The following is a 17,085-nucleotide window of genomic DNA, read 5'->3' on the forward strand; positions in this document are numbered from 1 at the left end:
GTGCTTGGCCATTGCTCTTAGGATAAGAGACGACCAAGTTTTAGATTTGAGCGAGCATGAATCGCTTTTATTTAGGAGCAATATTTGTGATATTAAATCATTTGTTTGGTATTTACACCCACCCCAAAGAAGAGTGGAAAACCATTGACAAAAAGCATGAATCCTATGTGTATGCGTTAACACACATACTATTCATCGCGCTTATTCCATCTGGAATGGCGTATTATTCATCAAGTGTACTAGGTTGGAGTATTGGTGCAGGTGCAACTGCTGATACAATAAAACTTACCCATGACAGCGCTCTAGCAATGTCTGTTGCTATGTATTTTGGACTCATCGTTGGCGTTATTGCTCTAGCGATTCTCATTCACGAACTCGCAAAGTCATTTGACGCAGAGCCTAACTATACACAAAGTCTCGAAATTGCTGCATATACCGCTACACCGCTATTTATGGCAGGATTTGGTGCTTTCTACCCCGAACTGTGGTTTTTAATGATAGTAGTACTTGTGGGTATTTCTTACTCAGTTTATCTTTTGTACTCAGGCGTACCTATAATGCTGCACATCCCTGAAGAAAAAGGTTTCATATTTTCTAGCTCGGTAGTCACTTGTGGCTTAGTACTAATGGTTATACTAATGGCGGGGTCTGTTATTTTGTGGAGCTTAGGATTAGGTCCGCAATATGCCTAAGCGGAAGTCTTTATTTTTTTGTTGATCCCACAAGTGCAGATTATTTAGTTAATACAAATAATCTGCTGGGCTATGTTCCAAACCGTCAAAAGCGTGCCAACGTGATTTCACGGTGATTTCTTGGACATAGCCGCTACTGCTTAGTCTGTCCCCATATTGTGCATTTCTAGATTTGTCAGCTCTGCCTGAATACGCGGTGCGCTCTTAGCAGACTCACTTCTAGCTTTATCAATTGACTCCAGATACGCTTGATCTACATCGCCTGTCACGTAGTCGCCATCAAATACCGAAGTTTCAAACTTGGTTATGGCTTTATTTTCCAATGACACTGCGTCGACAAGATCGTCAATGTTTTGGAAGATTAAACCGTCGGCTTTAATACAATCCTTTATTTGTTCGATTTCTCTGCCGTACGCAATCAACTCTACCGCAGAAGGCATGTCGATACCATATACGTTAGGAAACCTGATTTCTGGCGCAGCAGAAGCAAAATACACTTTATTGGCACCCGATTCTCTAGCCATTTCAATAATTTGCTCAGACGTTGTGCCGCGTACAATTGAGTCATCCACCAGCAATACATTCTTGCCTTTAAACTCTGATGATATAGCGTTAAGTTTTCGTCTAACTGATTTACGGCGCATTGTTTGCCCAGGCATAATAAAGGTGCGTCCGATGTAACGGTTTTTTACAAAGCCCTGTCGATAAGGCAAGCCAAGCGTATTGGCAATTTGTAGCGCCACGTCCATCGATGTTTCTGGGATCGGAATAACAACATCAATATCTTTATCAGCCCACTCGCGCTTGATTTTCTCGCCGAGCTTTGTCCCCATATTTACGCGAGAAGCATAGACAGAAATGCCATCAATAAATGAGTCTGGTCTCGCAAAATAAACGAATTCAAAAATACAAGGGTGACACACGGGATTTTTAGCACATTGACGCGTATACAACTGACCTTCTTCAGTCACGTAAATAGCTTCACCGGGTGCCACATCCCGCACAAACTGAAAGCCGACTGCGTCTAAAGCCACACTCTCTGAGGCCACCATATACTCGTCACCTTTTTCTGTCTGGCGTTTACCCAAGACCAAAGGACGAATACCATGCGGGTCACGAAATGCGACCATACCGTAACCAATCACCGCAGCAACTACTGCATAGGCACCACGAATTTTTTCGTGTACTTTTTCTACCGCGTCAAAAATGTCATCGGGTTGAATACTCAGGCTAGCATTGGACTGCAGCTCATGCGCGATAATATTTAAGAGTAACTCGGAGTCTGAACTGGTATTAATGTGACGACGGGCAATGCGAAATACTTCTTCTTGTAATTCGTGGGCATTGGTCAGGTTGCCATTGTGAGCAAATGCAATACCAAAAGGAGAATTAACGTAAAATGGCTGGGCTTCTGCAGAACTCGATGTACCGGCAGTTGGGTATCGACAGTGCCCAATGCCCACATTACCACTTAATCGCTTCATATGACGAGTGTGAAATACGTCTCTGACCAAACCATTTGCTTTGCGCAAATTAAACATATTGTTTTCAATTGTCATAATGCCCGCAGCGTCTTGTCCTCTATGCTGCAATACGATAAGTGCGTCATAAATCGATTGATTTACTGGCTCTTTTCCGACAATACCGACAATACCACACATACAAAGACCTTTACTGTTGAGGCGAAATAAAGCTTGAGCCTTTTTTCACAAATTCAAAAAACCATTCAATAATAAAACCAAACTCAGGAATAAGAATGGAAGACACCCACCATTCTGCTTCTGAGGCAGAGGTAAATGTATCTAAGAAGAATAAAGCGGCACTCACGAATAATACTCCGCGAATGGCACCAAATACAGCGCCCAATGCTCGGTCTGTGCCAGACAAGCCAGTGACTTTGACGAGTTGGGAGATAATATAATTGAGCAGCGCACCCGCCAAAAGGGTGCCAAAAAACAAAATGGCGATAGCAACGCCATTTCTTACAAGTTCATCTTCAAATCTTGTAAGTAAGTGAGACAGGTTTGGATAAAATTGGCGTGCAATAAAAAAAGCGGAGATCCAAACAACAAGCGATATGGCTTCTTTAACAAACCCTCTAACGATACTGATAACGGCGGAAAACGCAATTACGCCCAATATCGTGAAGTCGAACCAATTCATTTATTGATGATCCCAAATAAATTAAGTGCCACATAAATTTGGCGCGAAGTTTATCAGATAAGATTACTGAGCGCTAACCTCAAATTCAGTTATTTTGCCACTTAAGCCGGTAATTTCTTTTAAATGAGGCAAGGCATTTTCTAATTCTGATTTAACTAACTCAGGCCCCACAAACACCTTTGTCAACACGCCCAAGCGAGTTTGAATGGGTCTACTGTAGACTCTGTACCCTGCACTTCTGACATTGCGCATCAGTTTTTTTGCATTAGCTTGATCACTAAAACTACCGAGCTGAATAACCCAACCTGAGTTTTTTATCTCAATTTGCGGCAATTCTTCTTGCAACTCAGGGGCATTTTGCTCTTTTGTTGCCGCTTCTTTTGCTACGCTTTCTTCTCGAATGCTAGAGCTAGCAAGCTGGCTTGCTGACGAATCTGTAGAATCAACACGACTATCATCACCAATATTTGAAGTAGCACCTTCCGGTGTAACGGCAATTTCCCCACCATCGACTGGCTGTTCATCGACAATATCCAAAGGGCGACTCACTGTTTGTTTAATGGCCTCTCGGTCAAATTCACTCTCAGCAGGGATTTCGAGCTCTGCAGGGGCTGGCGGCACGTCAACAAAAGACTTGTTGCTAACATTTTTTTCGCCGTCCAAAAATTGAGGCAATAAAATGACAGCAAGCGCAACCACGATCACTGTGCCAACAATTCTGTTCTTTAGTGCGCTAGACATTTTACAAAACTTCCCTATCTACAAATCGAGGAATAGCTTCAGCCACGGTTAAAAATGACCCGAATACACATATAATATCAGTTGATATGGCGCATTCAAGCGCCTTATCAAGCCCCGCTTCAACTGAGTCAAAAGGGCCGACAATATCCTGCCCATTACTTTTCAAATACTGAATCAAACGTTCAGCAGATTCACCGCGTAATGAACCAAGTGTACAGGGATACCAACGCGCCTTAATTGCGCTCATGGCTTGTAAAGTGGTGTCAATATTCTTGTCTTTTAGCATACCAACGACAAAGTGAAAAGTAAGGTTTTCAGCCAAATGCTCGTTAAGATTCTCAATACCCTGCGGTAAACACTGTAGCTGAGAGGCCAAATACTCTGCCGCTTGCTGATTGTGTGCCACGTCAGCTAAAACCAAAGGCGAAGTAGAAAGCGTCTGTACCCTTCCCAATAAACGCACTTTTTGAATACTCGTTTCAATCCGTGTTTTGTCAAGTAGACAATGTAGCAGTCGTTCTCGCTTTTGTTTTTCAAGTACATAGGTCAATTGCCAAAGTGCAGCAATAGCCGTCATCACATTTTGATTCGGGACTTGTTGATTCTGCCAAACATACTCTATAGGTGCGTCTAGTTCTGTTGCAGTTGGCACTAGCTGCGGATTGATTAGCCCTCGGCTTTTGTCGAATTTAGCATCATCATGCATCGCAGCGTCACCCGCCTCAAACAGCTTAAAATCGACACCCGCTTGCCATATACTGTTGTCACCATTCGCCTCGGCTTGCAGAGGCAATGACAAGCCAACTTCTTCAGCTTTAAAACCAAGCACTACTCGAGACTTTGGTTTAATAATACCGGCTTTTTCACGAGCAATTTGCTGCAATGTGTCACCCAACCAGTCTTGATGATCAAAGCCGATACTGGTGATAACCGCTACATTTGCATCGAGTACATTTGTTGCATCTAAACGGCCACCTAAGCCCACCTCAAGCACAATTACATCGACCTTAGCAGAGACAAAACAAACTAACGCCGCTAGGGTTGCATACTCAAAATAGGTCAGTGGTATGGCTTTTTGTGCATTGCATACTTGCTCGAAAGCGTAGCATATATCCGCGTCATCGGCTTCTTCACCATTTACCACTATCCGCTCATTAAAGCGCAACATATGAGGAGACGCATATCTGCCGACAGTTAAGCCACTGGACTGTAGGACACTTTCGATAGTCGTACATGTCGTGCCTTTCCCGTTGGTACCGGCGACAGTAACGACCCGAGTATTTGACATATCTAGACATAGTCTATCAAGTACTTGCTGTGTTCTTGATAGACCCATGTCGATTTCACTTGGGTGGTTTTGCTCAATGAAACGTAACCACTGAGCTAAAGTCTTAGGCATTTTAATAGCGTTTAGGCATCGTCGCTTGCAGGTAACTCTGCGACGGGGCTGGCACTCACGTGAAGTTTAGAAAGAATTCGATGTAAAGTATCTTTCATTTCACGCCTGTCAACAATCATATCAATCGCGCCTTTTTCTAACAGGAATTCACTCCTTTGAAAGCCTTCAGGCAATTTTTCGCGAACAGTTTGCTCAATCACTCGCGGCCCTGCAAATCCGATTAAGGCTTTGGGCTCAGCAACATTTATATCACCAAGCATAGCTAAGCTAGCGGATACACCGCCCATTGTCGGATCGGTTAACACCGAAATGTACGGTAAACCTCGCTCACTTAATTTCGCTAAAGCAGCACTCGTTTTTGCCATTTGCATTAGTGATAACAAGGCTTCTTGCATACGTGCGCCGCCAGAGGTAGAAAAACACACAAAAGGACAGTTGTTCTTGATTGCCGCATTGACCCCAGCGACAAACTTTGCCCCCACAACAGACGCCATAGAGCCGCCCATAAACGCAAATTCAAAAGAAGCGGCTACCACGGGCATACCGTTTAGTGAGCCTTTCATTACGATCAATGCGTCTTTTTCATTAGTATTTTTTTGCGCAGCTGAAATTCTATCTTTGTAACGTTTAGAGTCTTTGAACTTAAGTATATCCTGAGGCTCTAGATCAGCGGCAATTTCCTCACGACCCGCACTGTCTAAAAAGGCATTCAATCGAGCCCGTGCGGTAATACGCATGTGGTGCCCACACTTAGGGCATACTTCTAACTGTTTTTCTAATTCAGACTTATACAATACAGACTGGCAGGACGTACACTTCGTCCAAATGCCTTCTGGTACATTACTTTTAATTGATGATTTGGTTTTAGGCAGTATCTTTTCGATCCAGCTCATTCATAAATCCTGTTAATTTTTATTCGAAGCGCGAGCGCTTTTTAGCTAAAACTCGGGCGTACCTAGACAAGGCGCGCAATTGCGCCCAATTAAATCACATTACTCCCAACTAAAAAACCTAATTCATAGAAATCTGATCAGTAATTTTCAAGCGTTTAATTTAGAAACAAGGGACCTAAAGGAGGCTGTGGAATGTTATAGCAAGATGGGTAGGTCACTTTCACCAAATAAAGACCATTGGGTTTTGCCGTCGCCGCCGCTTTTGTTCGATCTCTTAAGGCTAATAGTCCGGTAAACCAAGCTACGCTTTGCTCTCCAGCGCCGACTTCTATCAGTGATCCCACTATATTTCGCACCATATGATGCAAAAAGGCATTGGCCTCAACTTCGACAACAATATATTGACCTGCGCGTTTGACTGAAATTTCGTTCATATGGCGACAAGGCGAATTTGATTGACAATGAGCCGCACGAAAACTAGTGAAATCATTTTCACCAAGTAAGCACTGTGCAGCTTCGTGCATAATTTCGGCATTTAAGGGGCGATGCACATGAGTAACACCACATGATAAAATACCAGGCCTTAATGTGTGATTAAAAATAATATAGCGATACCGACGTGCAGTTGCACTAAATCGAGCGTGAAAATCACTTTTTACTTCCTGCGCCCAACGCACAGCAATGGTACTCGGCAAATTGGCGTTCATTCCAAGCGTAAACGCGCTGACAGGACGCGTTTTATCGGTATCAAAATGGACAACTTGATTGGTTGCGTGCACCCCAGCATCGGTGCGCCCAGCGCAAACTACATCAACTTTTTCAGTAAGGATACCAGCCAAACAACGCTCAATGTTGCCCTGTACGCTACTTACGTTCGCTTGTCGCTGCCAACCTTTAAACGCTTCTCCTTGATATTCAATTCCTAAGGCAACACGCATTATTTTTGGCTTCTTGTTTTTGTCCGGTGACGCTGCCCAAGCACTTTTGTTTGCTTGTGTTTACGCAAAGAACGGCGCATTCGGCTAAGTTTTGTATGATCGAGCTTATCTTGGTCATGCACTTTGGTTTCTGTTTCGGGCGCAAGTTTTGCCATTTTTCGTAGTTCATTGACATTGCTTAAATCAAGCTCTACCCAAGCTCCCTGAGGCAATCGTTTGAACATTTCCAAATTCCCATAGCGCACACGCATCAAACGGCTGACCTTTAAGCCTTGCGACTCCCACAAGCGGCGTACTTCGCGATTCCGCCCTTCACTGAGCGTTACGTTATACCAGTGGTTCAATCCTTCATCTTCACCTGCACGCACATGGATAGAATTGAACTTTGCTAATCCGTCTTCTAGCTCGACTCCATTTGTCAAGCTGCGTAATATAGCGGGTGTGACTTCACCAAATACGCGCACCGCATATTCTCGCTCAATTTCATATGAGGGATGCATCAAACGGTTCGCAAGCTCTCCGTCATTCGTAAACAGTAACAAACCACTGGTATTGATATCCAATCTACCAATACCTATCCACCGCTCACCCACCAAACGGGGCAAGCGTTCAAACACCGTTGGCCTGCCATCTGGGTCTTTGAGTGAACAGATTTCACCTTCTGGCTTGTTGTACATCAATACGCGACAAGGAGACCTCTCCTTTTGCCTAGATATTTGATGACCGTCAACGCGAATTTGGTCGTTTATTTCAACACGGTCACCCAGCGTAGCAATCTTGCCGTTAACAGATACTCTCCCTTGTTCAATCCACTTTTCCATTTCTCGTCGTGAACCAACGCCGTTGTTCGCCAAAACTTTTTGTAGTTTTTCTGATGTATTTTTTTCAGGCATGTTATGTAATGTCACTCAATGTAATTTTTCTGCTGATTCGGGCTTTGCTGTTTCTTCCAGCCTGTCATCCAGTAATATTTCTTGCTGTTCAATGGCACTTTGCTCATCTATTGCAATATTTGCTGCTTTGTTATTTGCCTCATCCTTCGTTTCACCGAGCGCATGGCTGCTATCATGCTTATCGCCCTGCCCTTCAAACAGGGTGGCAGAGGGCAGTTCGGATAATGATGAAAGGGCAAAGTAATCCAAAAAGGTATTTGTCGTCGCGTATAATGCAGGCCGCCCCGGCACCTCTTTATGCCCAACAATTTTTATCCATTCGCGTTCGGACAAGCTTTTAATAATGTTACTACTCACTGCAACACCTCGAATCTCTTCGATTTCACCTCTTGTTATCGGCTGCCGGTAAGCGATGAGAGATAGAGTTTCTAGCATGGCTCTAGAGTATTTGGGCACCGTTTCTTGCCACAATCGACTCAATAACTGTGATAGTCCCGCATTAGACTGAAAGCGATACCCTGAGGCTACCTTGACCAACTGAATACCACGCGGCGCGTAGTCAAGTTCAAGCTCCTTAAGAGCCTTATTTAGCTGCCGAGTAGATACCGTGAGTTCACTGAGCACCGTCGCTCGCAGCTTGTCGGTAGACAAAGGTTCATCAGCAACAAAAATAGCAGCTTCTAATAATTGTTTGAGTTGCAGATCAGATATCTTGCTCATAAGCGCCCAGTTTAACATGTATATTTGCATAAGGCTTGGCTTGCTCAATCACAACCAATCCTTCTTTTGCTAATTCTAACATAGCAATAAAACTCACCACGACACCTGCTTTTCCTTCTTCTGCGCGTATTAGCTCGTCAAAGCGTGTGTAGCGGTCGTGTCTTAAACGCTGCAAGAGCATACTCATGCGCTCTCGGGTTGAAAGGACTTCCTTCTCTATTTGGTGGTGCTCAAACGCTTTTGCTCGCTGCATTACCCCAGCAAATGCCAAAGCCAACTCTTGCAAACTGACTTGGGGTAAATGCTTAATTGGTTGTACTTCATCGCTAGCTTCAGCTTTTGCTGGGTGAAAATCACGTTGCATCCTTGGGGCTCCATCCAAGGCTTCGGCCGCTTTCTTTATTAACTCGTATTCCTTCAAGCGACGAATCAGTTCGGCTCTTGGATCGCCTTCATCTTCGTCATCTGCTTCATGTTTGGGTAATAATAGTCGGCTTTTAATTTCTGCCAACATAGCGGCCATCACCAGATACTCTCCCGCCAGCTCCAACTTGATATCTGTCATTAACTCAACGTATTCCATGTATTGCTTGGTAACTTGAAGCACAGGTAATTCGACAATATCAAATTTTTGTTTGCGAATTAGATATAGAAGCAGATCTAAGGGGCCTTCAAATGTCTCTAAGATGACCTCCAAGGCATCGGGAGGTATATACAAATCTTCGGGTTTCTCGATAAGCGCTTCGCCATTGACGAAAGCTAATGCGAGCGGTTGTTGTTGTGTGAGTTGTTCTGAAACCTTGGTTTCGCTCGCCTGTTCAGGTGATTCGACCGTACTCACGATGCTTACTCGTTCTAGTCTTCAAAAGGCAAAGTGTCACCACTGCCTTCTCGTATGATAAGGGCTTCTCCATCCGACAAGTCGATAACCGTTGTCGGTTGCTCTCCAAGGTAGCCCCCATGAATGATTAAGCCGACTTGTCTTTCTAATTTTTCGCGTATTTCGTCGGGATCAGACTCAGCAACATCTTCATTTGGCAAGATCAGTGTAGTAGACATCAAGGGCTCACCCAACTCTTCTAAAATAGCCAAGGCTATGTTGTTATCTGGCACCCGAATACCAATGGTCTTGCGCTTGGGGTTTTGTAAACGTTTGGGAACTTCTTTAGTCGCTTTCAAAATAAAAGTATAGGGGCCTGGTGTATTGTTTTTGATTTGACGAAACGCAATATTATCAACCCTTGCATATTCTGATAACTCAGACATGCCGCGACACATCAAGGTGAAATTATGATCCTTGCCGATATTTCTAATCCGACAAATTTGTTCCAGCGCCTTCTTATTTTCCATTTGGCAGCCTATTGCATAACCAGAATCCGTGGGGTATACGATAACCTCCCCTTTTTGCACGAGTTCGCAAGTTTGCTTAACCAAACGTGCCTGGGGATTGTCAGGGTGTATGTAAAAAAATTGACTCATGATTAAAACGGATGCACGCAGGTAAGTACTTGATTGTAAGTATACCAAACAACTGGCATACCTGTTGAATTTACTTATATTTTTATTGCGGCGCGAAAAAAGCGCGTAAAACCCGCTCCGAAGGTTTATTTTGCGGTGTAAACCTATTGTCGAGTTCACCTCCAGCCTTGTCGTGGTAAGTAAACCATTTCCAGATAAAACCACCTGCAAACCAAGGCTCAGACCACAAAGAAATGAGCGTACCCTCGATAGCAGAAGCTTGACCAGCTAAGTTAGGAGCAGATAGCTTCTTTGAATGATCCCAAGGCGCTTTTGCGGTGTGATCTACGCTGCGAAAGCCCCATTCGGTAAATAATATAGGCCGTTTGAAACCTTGCGCTGTATCAGCCAATTCAGGTTTCCATTTCTCCCACGCTTGCACGATGTTATCAATACTTGGGGTATGTGCATCGCTCAATGGAAAGTAGCCATCTACGCCTATATAGTCCAACTGTGTCCAAAACGGCACGTGTGTATATTCATCCCAATTTGCAGCATAGGTGAGTTTGCCTGAATAAACATGCTTGATTTTTGATATTAACGCGCGCCAATATTTGGGTCGTTGTTTTACAAAGGTTTCTAACTCGGTTCCAATACAAAAAATATCGACTTTTTCATCTTCCGCTACTTTGGCGTAAGTCATAATAAAATGTGAATATGCTTGCTCAAATGCCTGCCATTGTTGTTCTGACTGAAAACCTAAATGTCTAGTGTAAACGCCACCGCGCAGCCACAAGTGAGGTTTAAGCATCGTTTTAATCTTATTGCTTTTCAGTTGCTTTATTACATCTTTTACGCCTACTATTCTTTCCCCATACCACTGTCTGTCGGAGTTAAAAATAACAGTTGGAGATTCATTTGAAGGAACGTAACCATACGGCATAACTGCAGCATAGTTAGCATAAGTATTAACTAAAGGCGCGATATGTTCTTGCTCAGTTTTATCGCGAGAGGCAACAAAGCTGATGCCATTTATTTTCGGCTCACTTGCCAAGGCAGGTAATGCAAATAAAACAACAAACGCAAGTAAGGTAAATAAGCAACGCCTCATTGAGTAACAGTCCCTTTGCTTTTGAAGGAAAAGTCATTGAGGCACACCGACGAAAGCGAAAAAGCGCCCCCGCTGATGTCGAAAACATTGTGGGTTGCGCATACCAATACTTTGAGCATTACACTAAGGCTGTTTTAAACAATGCCAACATTCGAGCCCAAGCTTTTTCGGCTTGTTGTTCGTTGTATACACTCGAATCTGGCGGACACCAACCATGCAAGGTACCTTTGTACACCTCTATTTCCGCAGGTACACCCGCAGCTTTATAGGCCTTTGCAAGATCATGCTTTACAGAGGGGAAGCGTTCATCATCGTTTTCTGCAATGGCATGTAATACATGAGCGGGTGAATTTGCAATCAGTAAATGTGGACTATCGCTTTCTTCAGTTACTAAACCACCCCCATGAAATGATGCTGCCGCACCAACTCGTGTTGGCACTGCACCCGCAGTACGCATAATAAGTGGCCCCCCCATACAATAACCAGCTGTGCCAATTTTTCGAGTAGTATCGACTGCACTCTGTTTATCAATAAACGCAATGTAATCGCGAGCGTCAGACATGCTCGCTTGATGATTGAGATTCCGATAAAAAGGGATCAACCTTTCCCGTACCTTGGGATCACTAAATTGCTCACCAGGACTAACAACTGGCGCTTTTGCGTCTCTATAAAAAGGATTAACGACTAAAACGGCATACCCTTCAGCGGCCAAGCGCCTAGCCATTGCCTTAAACGCTGGACGAAGTCCTCGTATATCAGGCCACAACAAAATACCCGGATATTGCCCCTTTGCAGGATGAACAAAATACGAGTCAGACACGCCGTTTTGCATAGGCACGTCTACTTCTGATTCAGTCAGTTCGGTGCTTAGCACTGCTGAGGCATTGGCAAGCCCTCCAAAACAAAGTGAAACTACAGCAGCAACACTTAACTTACTGAAATCTCGGCGGTTGAATTGTCCACCTGCTTGCCTGAATTTTTCATTGTCTTGTTCGGTAAAATCATCACACATGTTATTCCCCTAAGTATTCGATATTTTTATTGGTATGATATTTTTGCATTTACATCATCAACTACAAATGATGATGGGTTCATACTGTTTTATACAATAACAAGTCAAACTAGGTTTTAATTTAACCCTGTTGGCTCCAACAAATCCCATTTGTTACCCAAACAATCTTTAAATACCACGACCTTTGCGTAAACCTCGTTTCTGGGCGCTTCACAAAATTCCACGCCTTGTTGCAACATATCTTGATAACTGGCATCAAAATCATCTGTATTGAGAAACATCAGGACGTCATCACCGGCTTGCTTTCCTATGTACTTGGCATTCTCACCAGTGACTCTATTAAGTACAATAGACAAGCTGGCGTCCTTACTTGGTGCTAGGCGCACAAACCGCATGTCTTCCGTCACTACTTGATCAACTAATACCTCAAAATTCAAGCACCGCGTGAACCATGAAATGACGGAGTCATACTCTTCTACCAAAATTGAAACTGCACTCAGGTACTGCATGCCTAGCCTATACAAATAGTTTAAAACTGTAAGGTAGCATAAAAAACGTCTAAAAACCTTTAGCTCTCTTCTGCCACTTCAGCGTCAGACAAAATGTTCTCGGTCGTCAGATCGACTTTTGTTGCGTCAATTACAGAAACATCGGTAATCCCCACAAAAGCCAACACTTGCTTTAAATATTTGGTCGCGAGATCCATTTCACTTTCAATTGGTACGCCCCCAGAAGCCATCACCAAGTAAGCTTTTTTACCCTTTAATAAACCCTCTGGTCCTTTATCAGTATAGCGAAAAGTCAATCTTGCTCTCGCGATTAAATCTACCCACGCTTTCAAGACCGCAGGAATGCTAAAATTATACACTGGTGATGCAATCACGATTTTTTCCGCAGCCTGCAATTCTTCTACTAAACTATCTGAAAATGCCAGCTTTTCTTTCTGAGTAGCTTCTCTTTCAGCGGGATCGGTAAAATTTGCATTAATCCACTGTTCGTCGATAAACGGCAAGCCCTTCGCCAAATCGCGACTATTTACGCGCAATGTTGGTGAAGCAGCTTTTAATTCTTCAATCAATTTCGCCGAGACCTGTCGTGTAACTGAGCCCTCATAGCGGCCACTAGAATTAATCGATAAAATGGTATTTTGTTGAGACTGAGACATTGTTTTCACCTTTTATGTTGAGCTATGTTCACTATTTTACGGTTGCTAAAAAAAAGAAAAACACTGTAAAATCGAATTTATTGTTCTTTTTATTTGAACAATAAATAGGGAATTACGAGAATGAATCAATTTGAAGATATGCAAACCTTTGTTCGTATTGTAGAAGCGGGAAGCATTACCAAAGCAGCAGAGCAATTAGATACCGTAAAGTCGGCAGTAAGCAGGCGCTTAAGCGAATTGGAAAAGCGACTGGGTGTAACATTACTTACTCGAACAACTCGCTCACAAACGCTGACCGAATCGGGAAGATCCTATTATCAGCAATCCATTCGCATCATTGAAGATTTGGCGGAAATTGAATCGAGTATCAAAGACCAGCACTATGCACTCAGCGGCAACATTAGAGTTTCGGCTCCATTTTCATTCGGCATTAAACATCTTGCACCAGCTTTACGTCAATTCAACGACCAGCATCCCGACATCAAGTTTGACCTTGACTTCAACGATAGAAAAGTCGACTTGATTGAAGAAGGTTATGACGTAGCGATAAGAATTGCCAAGCTTTCTGATTCTAATCTCATTGCCAGGCGGCTTACCCAAGTGCGACCGGTATTGTGCGCCAGCCCTAGCTATTTGCAACGCTACGGTGAACCAAGATCAGTGGACGATTTATTAACACAAGGGCACGTTCGCCTTCGCTATAGCCTCGTACCCGACAGTTGGCAGTTAGTAGCCAAAGATGGGAAAGAAGTCTCCATCAAAATCCCCGTGATACTTAGCGCTAACAATGGTGATTATTTGTGCGATGAGGCAATTGCCGGAAGAGGTTTGCTGTTTACGCCTGACTTTATCTGTTATGACGCAATCAACGCAGGGCTGCTCAAACCTTTACTCTGTGATCAAGTGCAAGGTAAATCAATTGATGCATATGCGGTTTATCCACAGACGCGTCATTTATCACAAAGGCTTAGGCGCTTGATTGATTTTCTCGTGAGTTATTTTGGTGATGAACCTTATTGGCATTTAGATTAAGCATGAGCGCCTTACAAAGACTCCAGCCGTTTTGAAGCAACAGCGAGCACATGCTCTCGCAAGATCATTAAGGGCGGGCTTTCTGTTTGCCAATAGTGCCAATACAATGCCACATCAACCCAGTGACCGGGCATCAAATCAACGAGTACTCCTGATTCAATCGTATTCGCCAGTTGCAATGCTGGCAACAAGCCAAAGCCTAAACCAGCCAATGCCGCTTGTAAAAACCCTTCTGTCGACGGGCAATAATGCACAATAGTTGGCGACTGTGCGCCAAGATCGGCTAAAAACTGGTGCTGTAATTTGTCGTTTTCATCAAATACCAAACAAGGCAGTTTGGCAAGCTCACTTGGGTTTGAATAACGATAGGTATCAACAAATCGAGGACTCGCAACAATGTGATAGCGCATGGCGCCCAAAGCTAAGGATTTACCGCCATTGACGGGGGTTTTACTCGAACATACGCAAGCCATCACTTCACCCGACTTCATGCGTTTTAATGCAACGCTTTGATCGTCAACCACAATATCAAACTGGTATTGCTGCGCGGTTTTTTCTCGTGAGACGGCCAATGCTTCTGGCAGCCACGTCGCCAACGAATCAGCATTAGTCGCGAGCTTGACTAACAGGGGCGGACTAGGCTTTGTTTGTTCGTCCAAATTCGGTAGCGCTAAGGCAATTTCTAACTGTCTTACTTGTTGGTAGTGATTGAGCAGTCGCTGACCGAATGGAGTAGGCATCGGCGGTTTATTGCGAATGATTACAGGCTCACCCATTGATGACTCCAAGTGATGAATACGCCTACTGACTGCAGATTGCGTAATAAATAAGGTTTTGGCTGCACGTTCAAACCCACCTTCGGAGATGACTGCATGCAAAGCTTCAAGCAAGTGATAATCAATCATGAGTTTAGCGCATTAAACAATAAAATTATTCATTGGATTTATACTAGCACGCTGCCTAAGCTACTCACCACCAAAATCATCTCTTTTGAGGATATGAGCGTGTCGTTTTTATCTGGTGCTTCTGTAGGCCTAAGTTTGATCATCGCCATAGGCGCACAAAATATTTGGGTGCTGAGCCAAAGCATGGCCGGCGCAAATCGTTTAGCCATTGCTGGTGTTTGTATAGTATGCGATGCGTCACTCATCGTACTCGGGGTATTTGCCGCAAATGAAATTAAGCTATGGTTACCCAGCATTTTACCGTGGTTCACTTGGGGTGGGATTGTCATGCTGTGTTACTTAGCCTTTAGTTCATTGAAACGCGCTATAGTCGGCACTTCAGGTTTACAACTGACTGACACCACAGCTGCCCCATGGCAGCAAACGGCGTTCACAGCGCTGGCAATAAGTCTGTTAAATCCACATGTTTACCTCGATACTGTGTTATTGCTTGGTAGTATAGGCGCAGTGCAAGCGTCCCCCATGTTATTTGCCATGGGAGCATGTCTCGCATCACTCGTTTGGTTTAGCAGTTTGGTGTTATTTTCGCCCAAGCTAAAAGTCTTGCTTAGCTCACCGACGCGTTGGCGAATATTCGATACCACAATTGCGATATTATTAAGCATCGTTGCACTGCAACTTTATGCGCTCACCTGAATCTTTCGGAAAGGGCTGCAATTCGCCCCTTAAAAACTAGGGAGCATGCTCCCTATCCCATACACCAAACCAAAGGTACTGACACCTAATAAAACAGGGATCCCAAGCCCACCAAACTTTCGCCAAATTATGACCGTACCAACTACAGCAATAATCGTTGCTACCCAGCTTTCTGCGGAAATAGATTTTGGAATAAGCGACACGCCGAGCATAGATGCAATCATTAATGGTCCGAGTACACTTATCCAAACAGGCAGTTTTGCGTCACCATGGTTATTATCGCGTTTGCTCAAGTGGCGTTGAGTCCAAATCAAAGGGATAACTCGCAAGGCGTAGGTACCCAGCGCAACAATCACAATTACCATCCAAATTTCACTTCGCAATTGTTTGCCTCCGCTTGCAATCATAGTTAAGAATAAAAAAGCTGATCGCCCCAGCAGCAGCCGCTAGAGGGATTGCGGCATGCTTAAACGCCGACATTGTAATAAACAATGCAAAAACAATAGTCAGGGACAGAGCTATACACCAAGATTTGTCTGAAAAGCGTGGAGCCAGCAGTACAATAAACAACGCAGGTAAGGCAAAAGGTAGCACAACGTCCAATAAAGGCCATTGTTTGCTTAAGGTATCTCCCATTACCGCACCCAATGCTGTGCCACCGATCCAACTGAACCAAGCGATGAGCGACAAACCCTTGAACCAATTTAACTTTTGGCACTCTTCTAATGTGGGTAAACGCGTATGCGCAAGTGCAAAAACTTGATCAGTCAAGCCATGCATTAACCAAAGCCAAGCCTTGCTTTTGCTTAAGTGAGGCGCTAAATTTGGCGCATATACCACGTGCCGAACATTGACTAATAAGGTCATACATACAGCCAACCACAACGGTGAACCCGCAGCCACCATAGCCACCAATAAAAATTGCGACGCACCTGCATAAACTAAGGCCGAAATAAGCGTAGCCTCTATAGCTGTAAACCCAGCCTGAGCAGCAATCACACCAAAAGAAATGGCAACTGGAATGTAGCCACCCAGCAAAGGCAACCCATCTATGAAGCCTAGCTTCCAGCCGCTCTCCTCTTGCACACTATTGATTTTCATTATTTTCCTTGCTTGCTGGAAAGCTTTACTCTGCTTGATTTGGTTATTGTTGGGGGGATTGGGTGTATTTTTTTTGGAAGTGTAACTGACTTAGGATTTATCTGCAAAAGTTCTCCTCCAATCATTAACGATCAAATTTCACTCAAAAGTAAAGATATTATCTCAA

Annotated in this window: 20 protein-coding genes; 3 read left to right on the forward strand and 17 right to left on the reverse strand. The window is 43.9% G+C overall.

All coding sequences use genetic code 11. The features are described from left to right. The first annotated feature begins 86 nt into the window (after window positions 1–86). Entirely contained in the window at window positions 87–692 is a 606-nt protein-coding gene (locus tag ACFOHL_RS00990; RefSeq protein ID WP_376918333.1) for a Yip1 family protein, read from the forward strand. Window positions 693–832: 140 nt separating this feature from the next. Here ACFOHL_RS00990 and purF read toward each other — a convergent pair whose 3' ends face one another. The 14 genes from purF to ACFOHL_RS01060 form a co-directional block, all read right to left on the reverse strand. Beyond that, window positions 833–2,353, reverse strand: a complete 1,521-nt coding sequence (gene purF, locus ACFOHL_RS00995; RefSeq protein ID WP_376918334.1) for an amidophosphoribosyltransferase — start codon at window positions 2,351–2,353, stop codon at window positions 833–835. A 10-nt stretch (window positions 2,354–2,363) separates the two neighbouring features. After that, a complete protein-coding gene (locus ACFOHL_RS01000; protein ID WP_376918335.1) occupies window positions 2,364–2,855 on the reverse strand; it encodes a CvpA family protein in 492 nt (163 codons plus the stop codon). 63 nt (window positions 2,856–2,918) lie between these two features. Next, window positions 2,919–3,596: an SPOR domain-containing protein gene (locus ACFOHL_RS01005; protein WP_376918336.1), complete on the reverse strand. Its 678-nt coding sequence runs from the start codon at window positions 3,594–3,596 to the stop codon at window positions 2,919–2,921. A gap of 1 nt (window position 3,597) precedes the next feature. Continuing rightward, a complete protein-coding gene (locus tag ACFOHL_RS01010) occupies window positions 3,598–4,995 on the reverse strand; it encodes a bifunctional folylpolyglutamate synthase/dihydrofolate synthase (protein WP_376918337.1) in 1,398 nt (465 codons plus the stop codon). A gap of 11 nt (window positions 4,996–5,006) precedes the next feature. Continuing rightward, a complete protein-coding gene (gene accD / locus ACFOHL_RS01015; RefSeq protein WP_376918338.1) occupies window positions 5,007–5,888 on the reverse strand; it encodes an acetyl-CoA carboxylase, carboxyltransferase subunit beta in 882 nt (293 codons plus the stop codon). A 155-nt stretch (window positions 5,889–6,043) separates the two neighbouring features. Next, entirely contained in the window at window positions 6,044–6,826 is a 783-nt protein-coding gene (gene truA / locus ACFOHL_RS01020; protein ID WP_376918339.1) for a tRNA pseudouridine(38-40) synthase TruA, read from the reverse strand. Continuing rightward, window positions 6,826–7,719 (reverse strand): 23S rRNA pseudouridine(2605) synthase RluB, encoded by an 894-nt coding sequence (gene rluB / locus ACFOHL_RS01025; RefSeq protein ID WP_376918340.1) that lies wholly within the window; start codon window positions 7,717–7,719, stop codon window positions 6,826–6,828. Before rluB ends, truA begins: the two co-directional genes overlap by 1 nt. A gap of 15 nt (window positions 7,720–7,734) precedes the next feature. Beyond that, window positions 7,735–8,439, reverse strand: coding sequence for an SMC-Scp complex subunit ScpB (gene scpB / locus ACFOHL_RS01030; protein ID WP_376918341.1), 705 nt, complete (start codon window positions 8,437–8,439; stop codon window positions 7,735–7,737). After that, window positions 8,423–9,283: a segregation and condensation protein A gene (locus tag ACFOHL_RS01035; protein WP_376918558.1), complete on the reverse strand. Its 861-nt coding sequence runs from the start codon at window positions 9,281–9,283 to the stop codon at window positions 8,423–8,425. Before ACFOHL_RS01035 ends, scpB begins: the two co-directional genes overlap by 17 nt. 11 nt (window positions 9,284–9,294) lie before the next feature. Continuing rightward, on the reverse strand, window positions 9,295–9,918 hold the full coding sequence (locus tag ACFOHL_RS01040; RefSeq protein ID WP_376918342.1) for an L-threonylcarbamoyladenylate synthase: 624 nt from the start codon (window positions 9,916–9,918) through the stop codon (window positions 9,295–9,297). An 82-nt stretch (window positions 9,919–10,000) separates the two neighbouring features. After that, window positions 10,001–11,008, reverse strand: a complete 1,008-nt coding sequence (locus ACFOHL_RS01045) for a glycoside hydrolase family 113 (RefSeq protein WP_376918343.1) — start codon at window positions 11,006–11,008, stop codon at window positions 10,001–10,003. A gap of 118 nt (window positions 11,009–11,126) precedes the next feature. Further along, on the reverse strand, window positions 11,127–12,020 hold the full coding sequence (locus tag ACFOHL_RS01050; RefSeq protein WP_376918344.1) for a dienelactone hydrolase family protein: 894 nt from the start codon (window positions 12,018–12,020) through the stop codon (window positions 11,127–11,129). Window positions 12,021–12,136: 116 nt separating this feature from the next. Beyond that, window positions 12,137–12,529, reverse strand: coding sequence for a VOC family protein (locus ACFOHL_RS01055; RefSeq protein ID WP_376918345.1), 393 nt, complete (start codon window positions 12,527–12,529; stop codon window positions 12,137–12,139). 59 nt (window positions 12,530–12,588) lie between these two features. Beyond that, window positions 12,589–13,185, reverse strand: a complete 597-nt coding sequence (locus ACFOHL_RS01060; RefSeq protein WP_376918346.1) for an FMN-dependent NADH-azoreductase — start codon at window positions 13,183–13,185, stop codon at window positions 12,589–12,591. Between the two features lie 120 nt (window positions 13,186–13,305). Here ACFOHL_RS01060 and ACFOHL_RS01065 point away from each other — a divergent pair, with 120 nt between their 5' ends. Beyond that, complete coding sequence (locus tag ACFOHL_RS01065; RefSeq protein ID WP_376918347.1) at window positions 13,306–14,217, forward strand: LysR family transcriptional regulator; 912 nt, start codon at window positions 13,306–13,308, stop codon at window positions 14,215–14,217. Window positions 14,218–14,228: 11 nt separating this feature from the next. On the opposite strand, the gene ACFOHL_RS01070 is transcribed toward ACFOHL_RS01065, so the two are convergent. Beyond that, complete coding sequence (locus ACFOHL_RS01070; protein ID WP_376918348.1) at window positions 14,229–15,122, reverse strand: LysR family transcriptional regulator ArgP; 894 nt, start codon at window positions 15,120–15,122, stop codon at window positions 14,229–14,231. On the opposite strand from ACFOHL_RS01070, the gene ACFOHL_RS01075 reads away from it, so the two are divergent. Further along, on the forward strand, window positions 15,090–15,818 hold the full coding sequence (locus ACFOHL_RS01075) for a LysE/ArgO family amino acid transporter (protein ID WP_376918349.1): 729 nt from the start codon (window positions 15,090–15,092) through the stop codon (window positions 15,816–15,818). The two genes, ACFOHL_RS01070 and ACFOHL_RS01075, sit on opposite strands and share 33 nt — an antisense overlap. A gap of 29 nt (window positions 15,819–15,847) precedes the next feature. On the opposite strand, the gene ACFOHL_RS01080 is transcribed toward ACFOHL_RS01075, so the two are convergent. Continuing rightward, complete coding sequence (locus ACFOHL_RS01080) at window positions 15,848–16,201, reverse strand: AzlD domain-containing protein (protein WP_376918350.1); 354 nt, start codon at window positions 16,199–16,201, stop codon at window positions 15,848–15,850. Continuing rightward, window positions 16,191–16,919 (reverse strand): AzlC family ABC transporter permease, encoded by a 729-nt coding sequence (locus tag ACFOHL_RS01085; RefSeq protein WP_376918351.1) that lies wholly within the window; start codon window positions 16,917–16,919, stop codon window positions 16,191–16,193. Before ACFOHL_RS01085 ends, ACFOHL_RS01080 begins: the two co-directional genes overlap by 11 nt. Window positions 16,920–17,085: the final 166 nt, after the last annotated feature.

The sequence above is a fragment of the Agaribacter flavus genome, assembly GCF_042646125.1.
Classification (GTDB): Bacteria; Pseudomonadota; Gammaproteobacteria; order Enterobacterales; family Alteromonadaceae; genus Glaciecola; species Glaciecola flavus.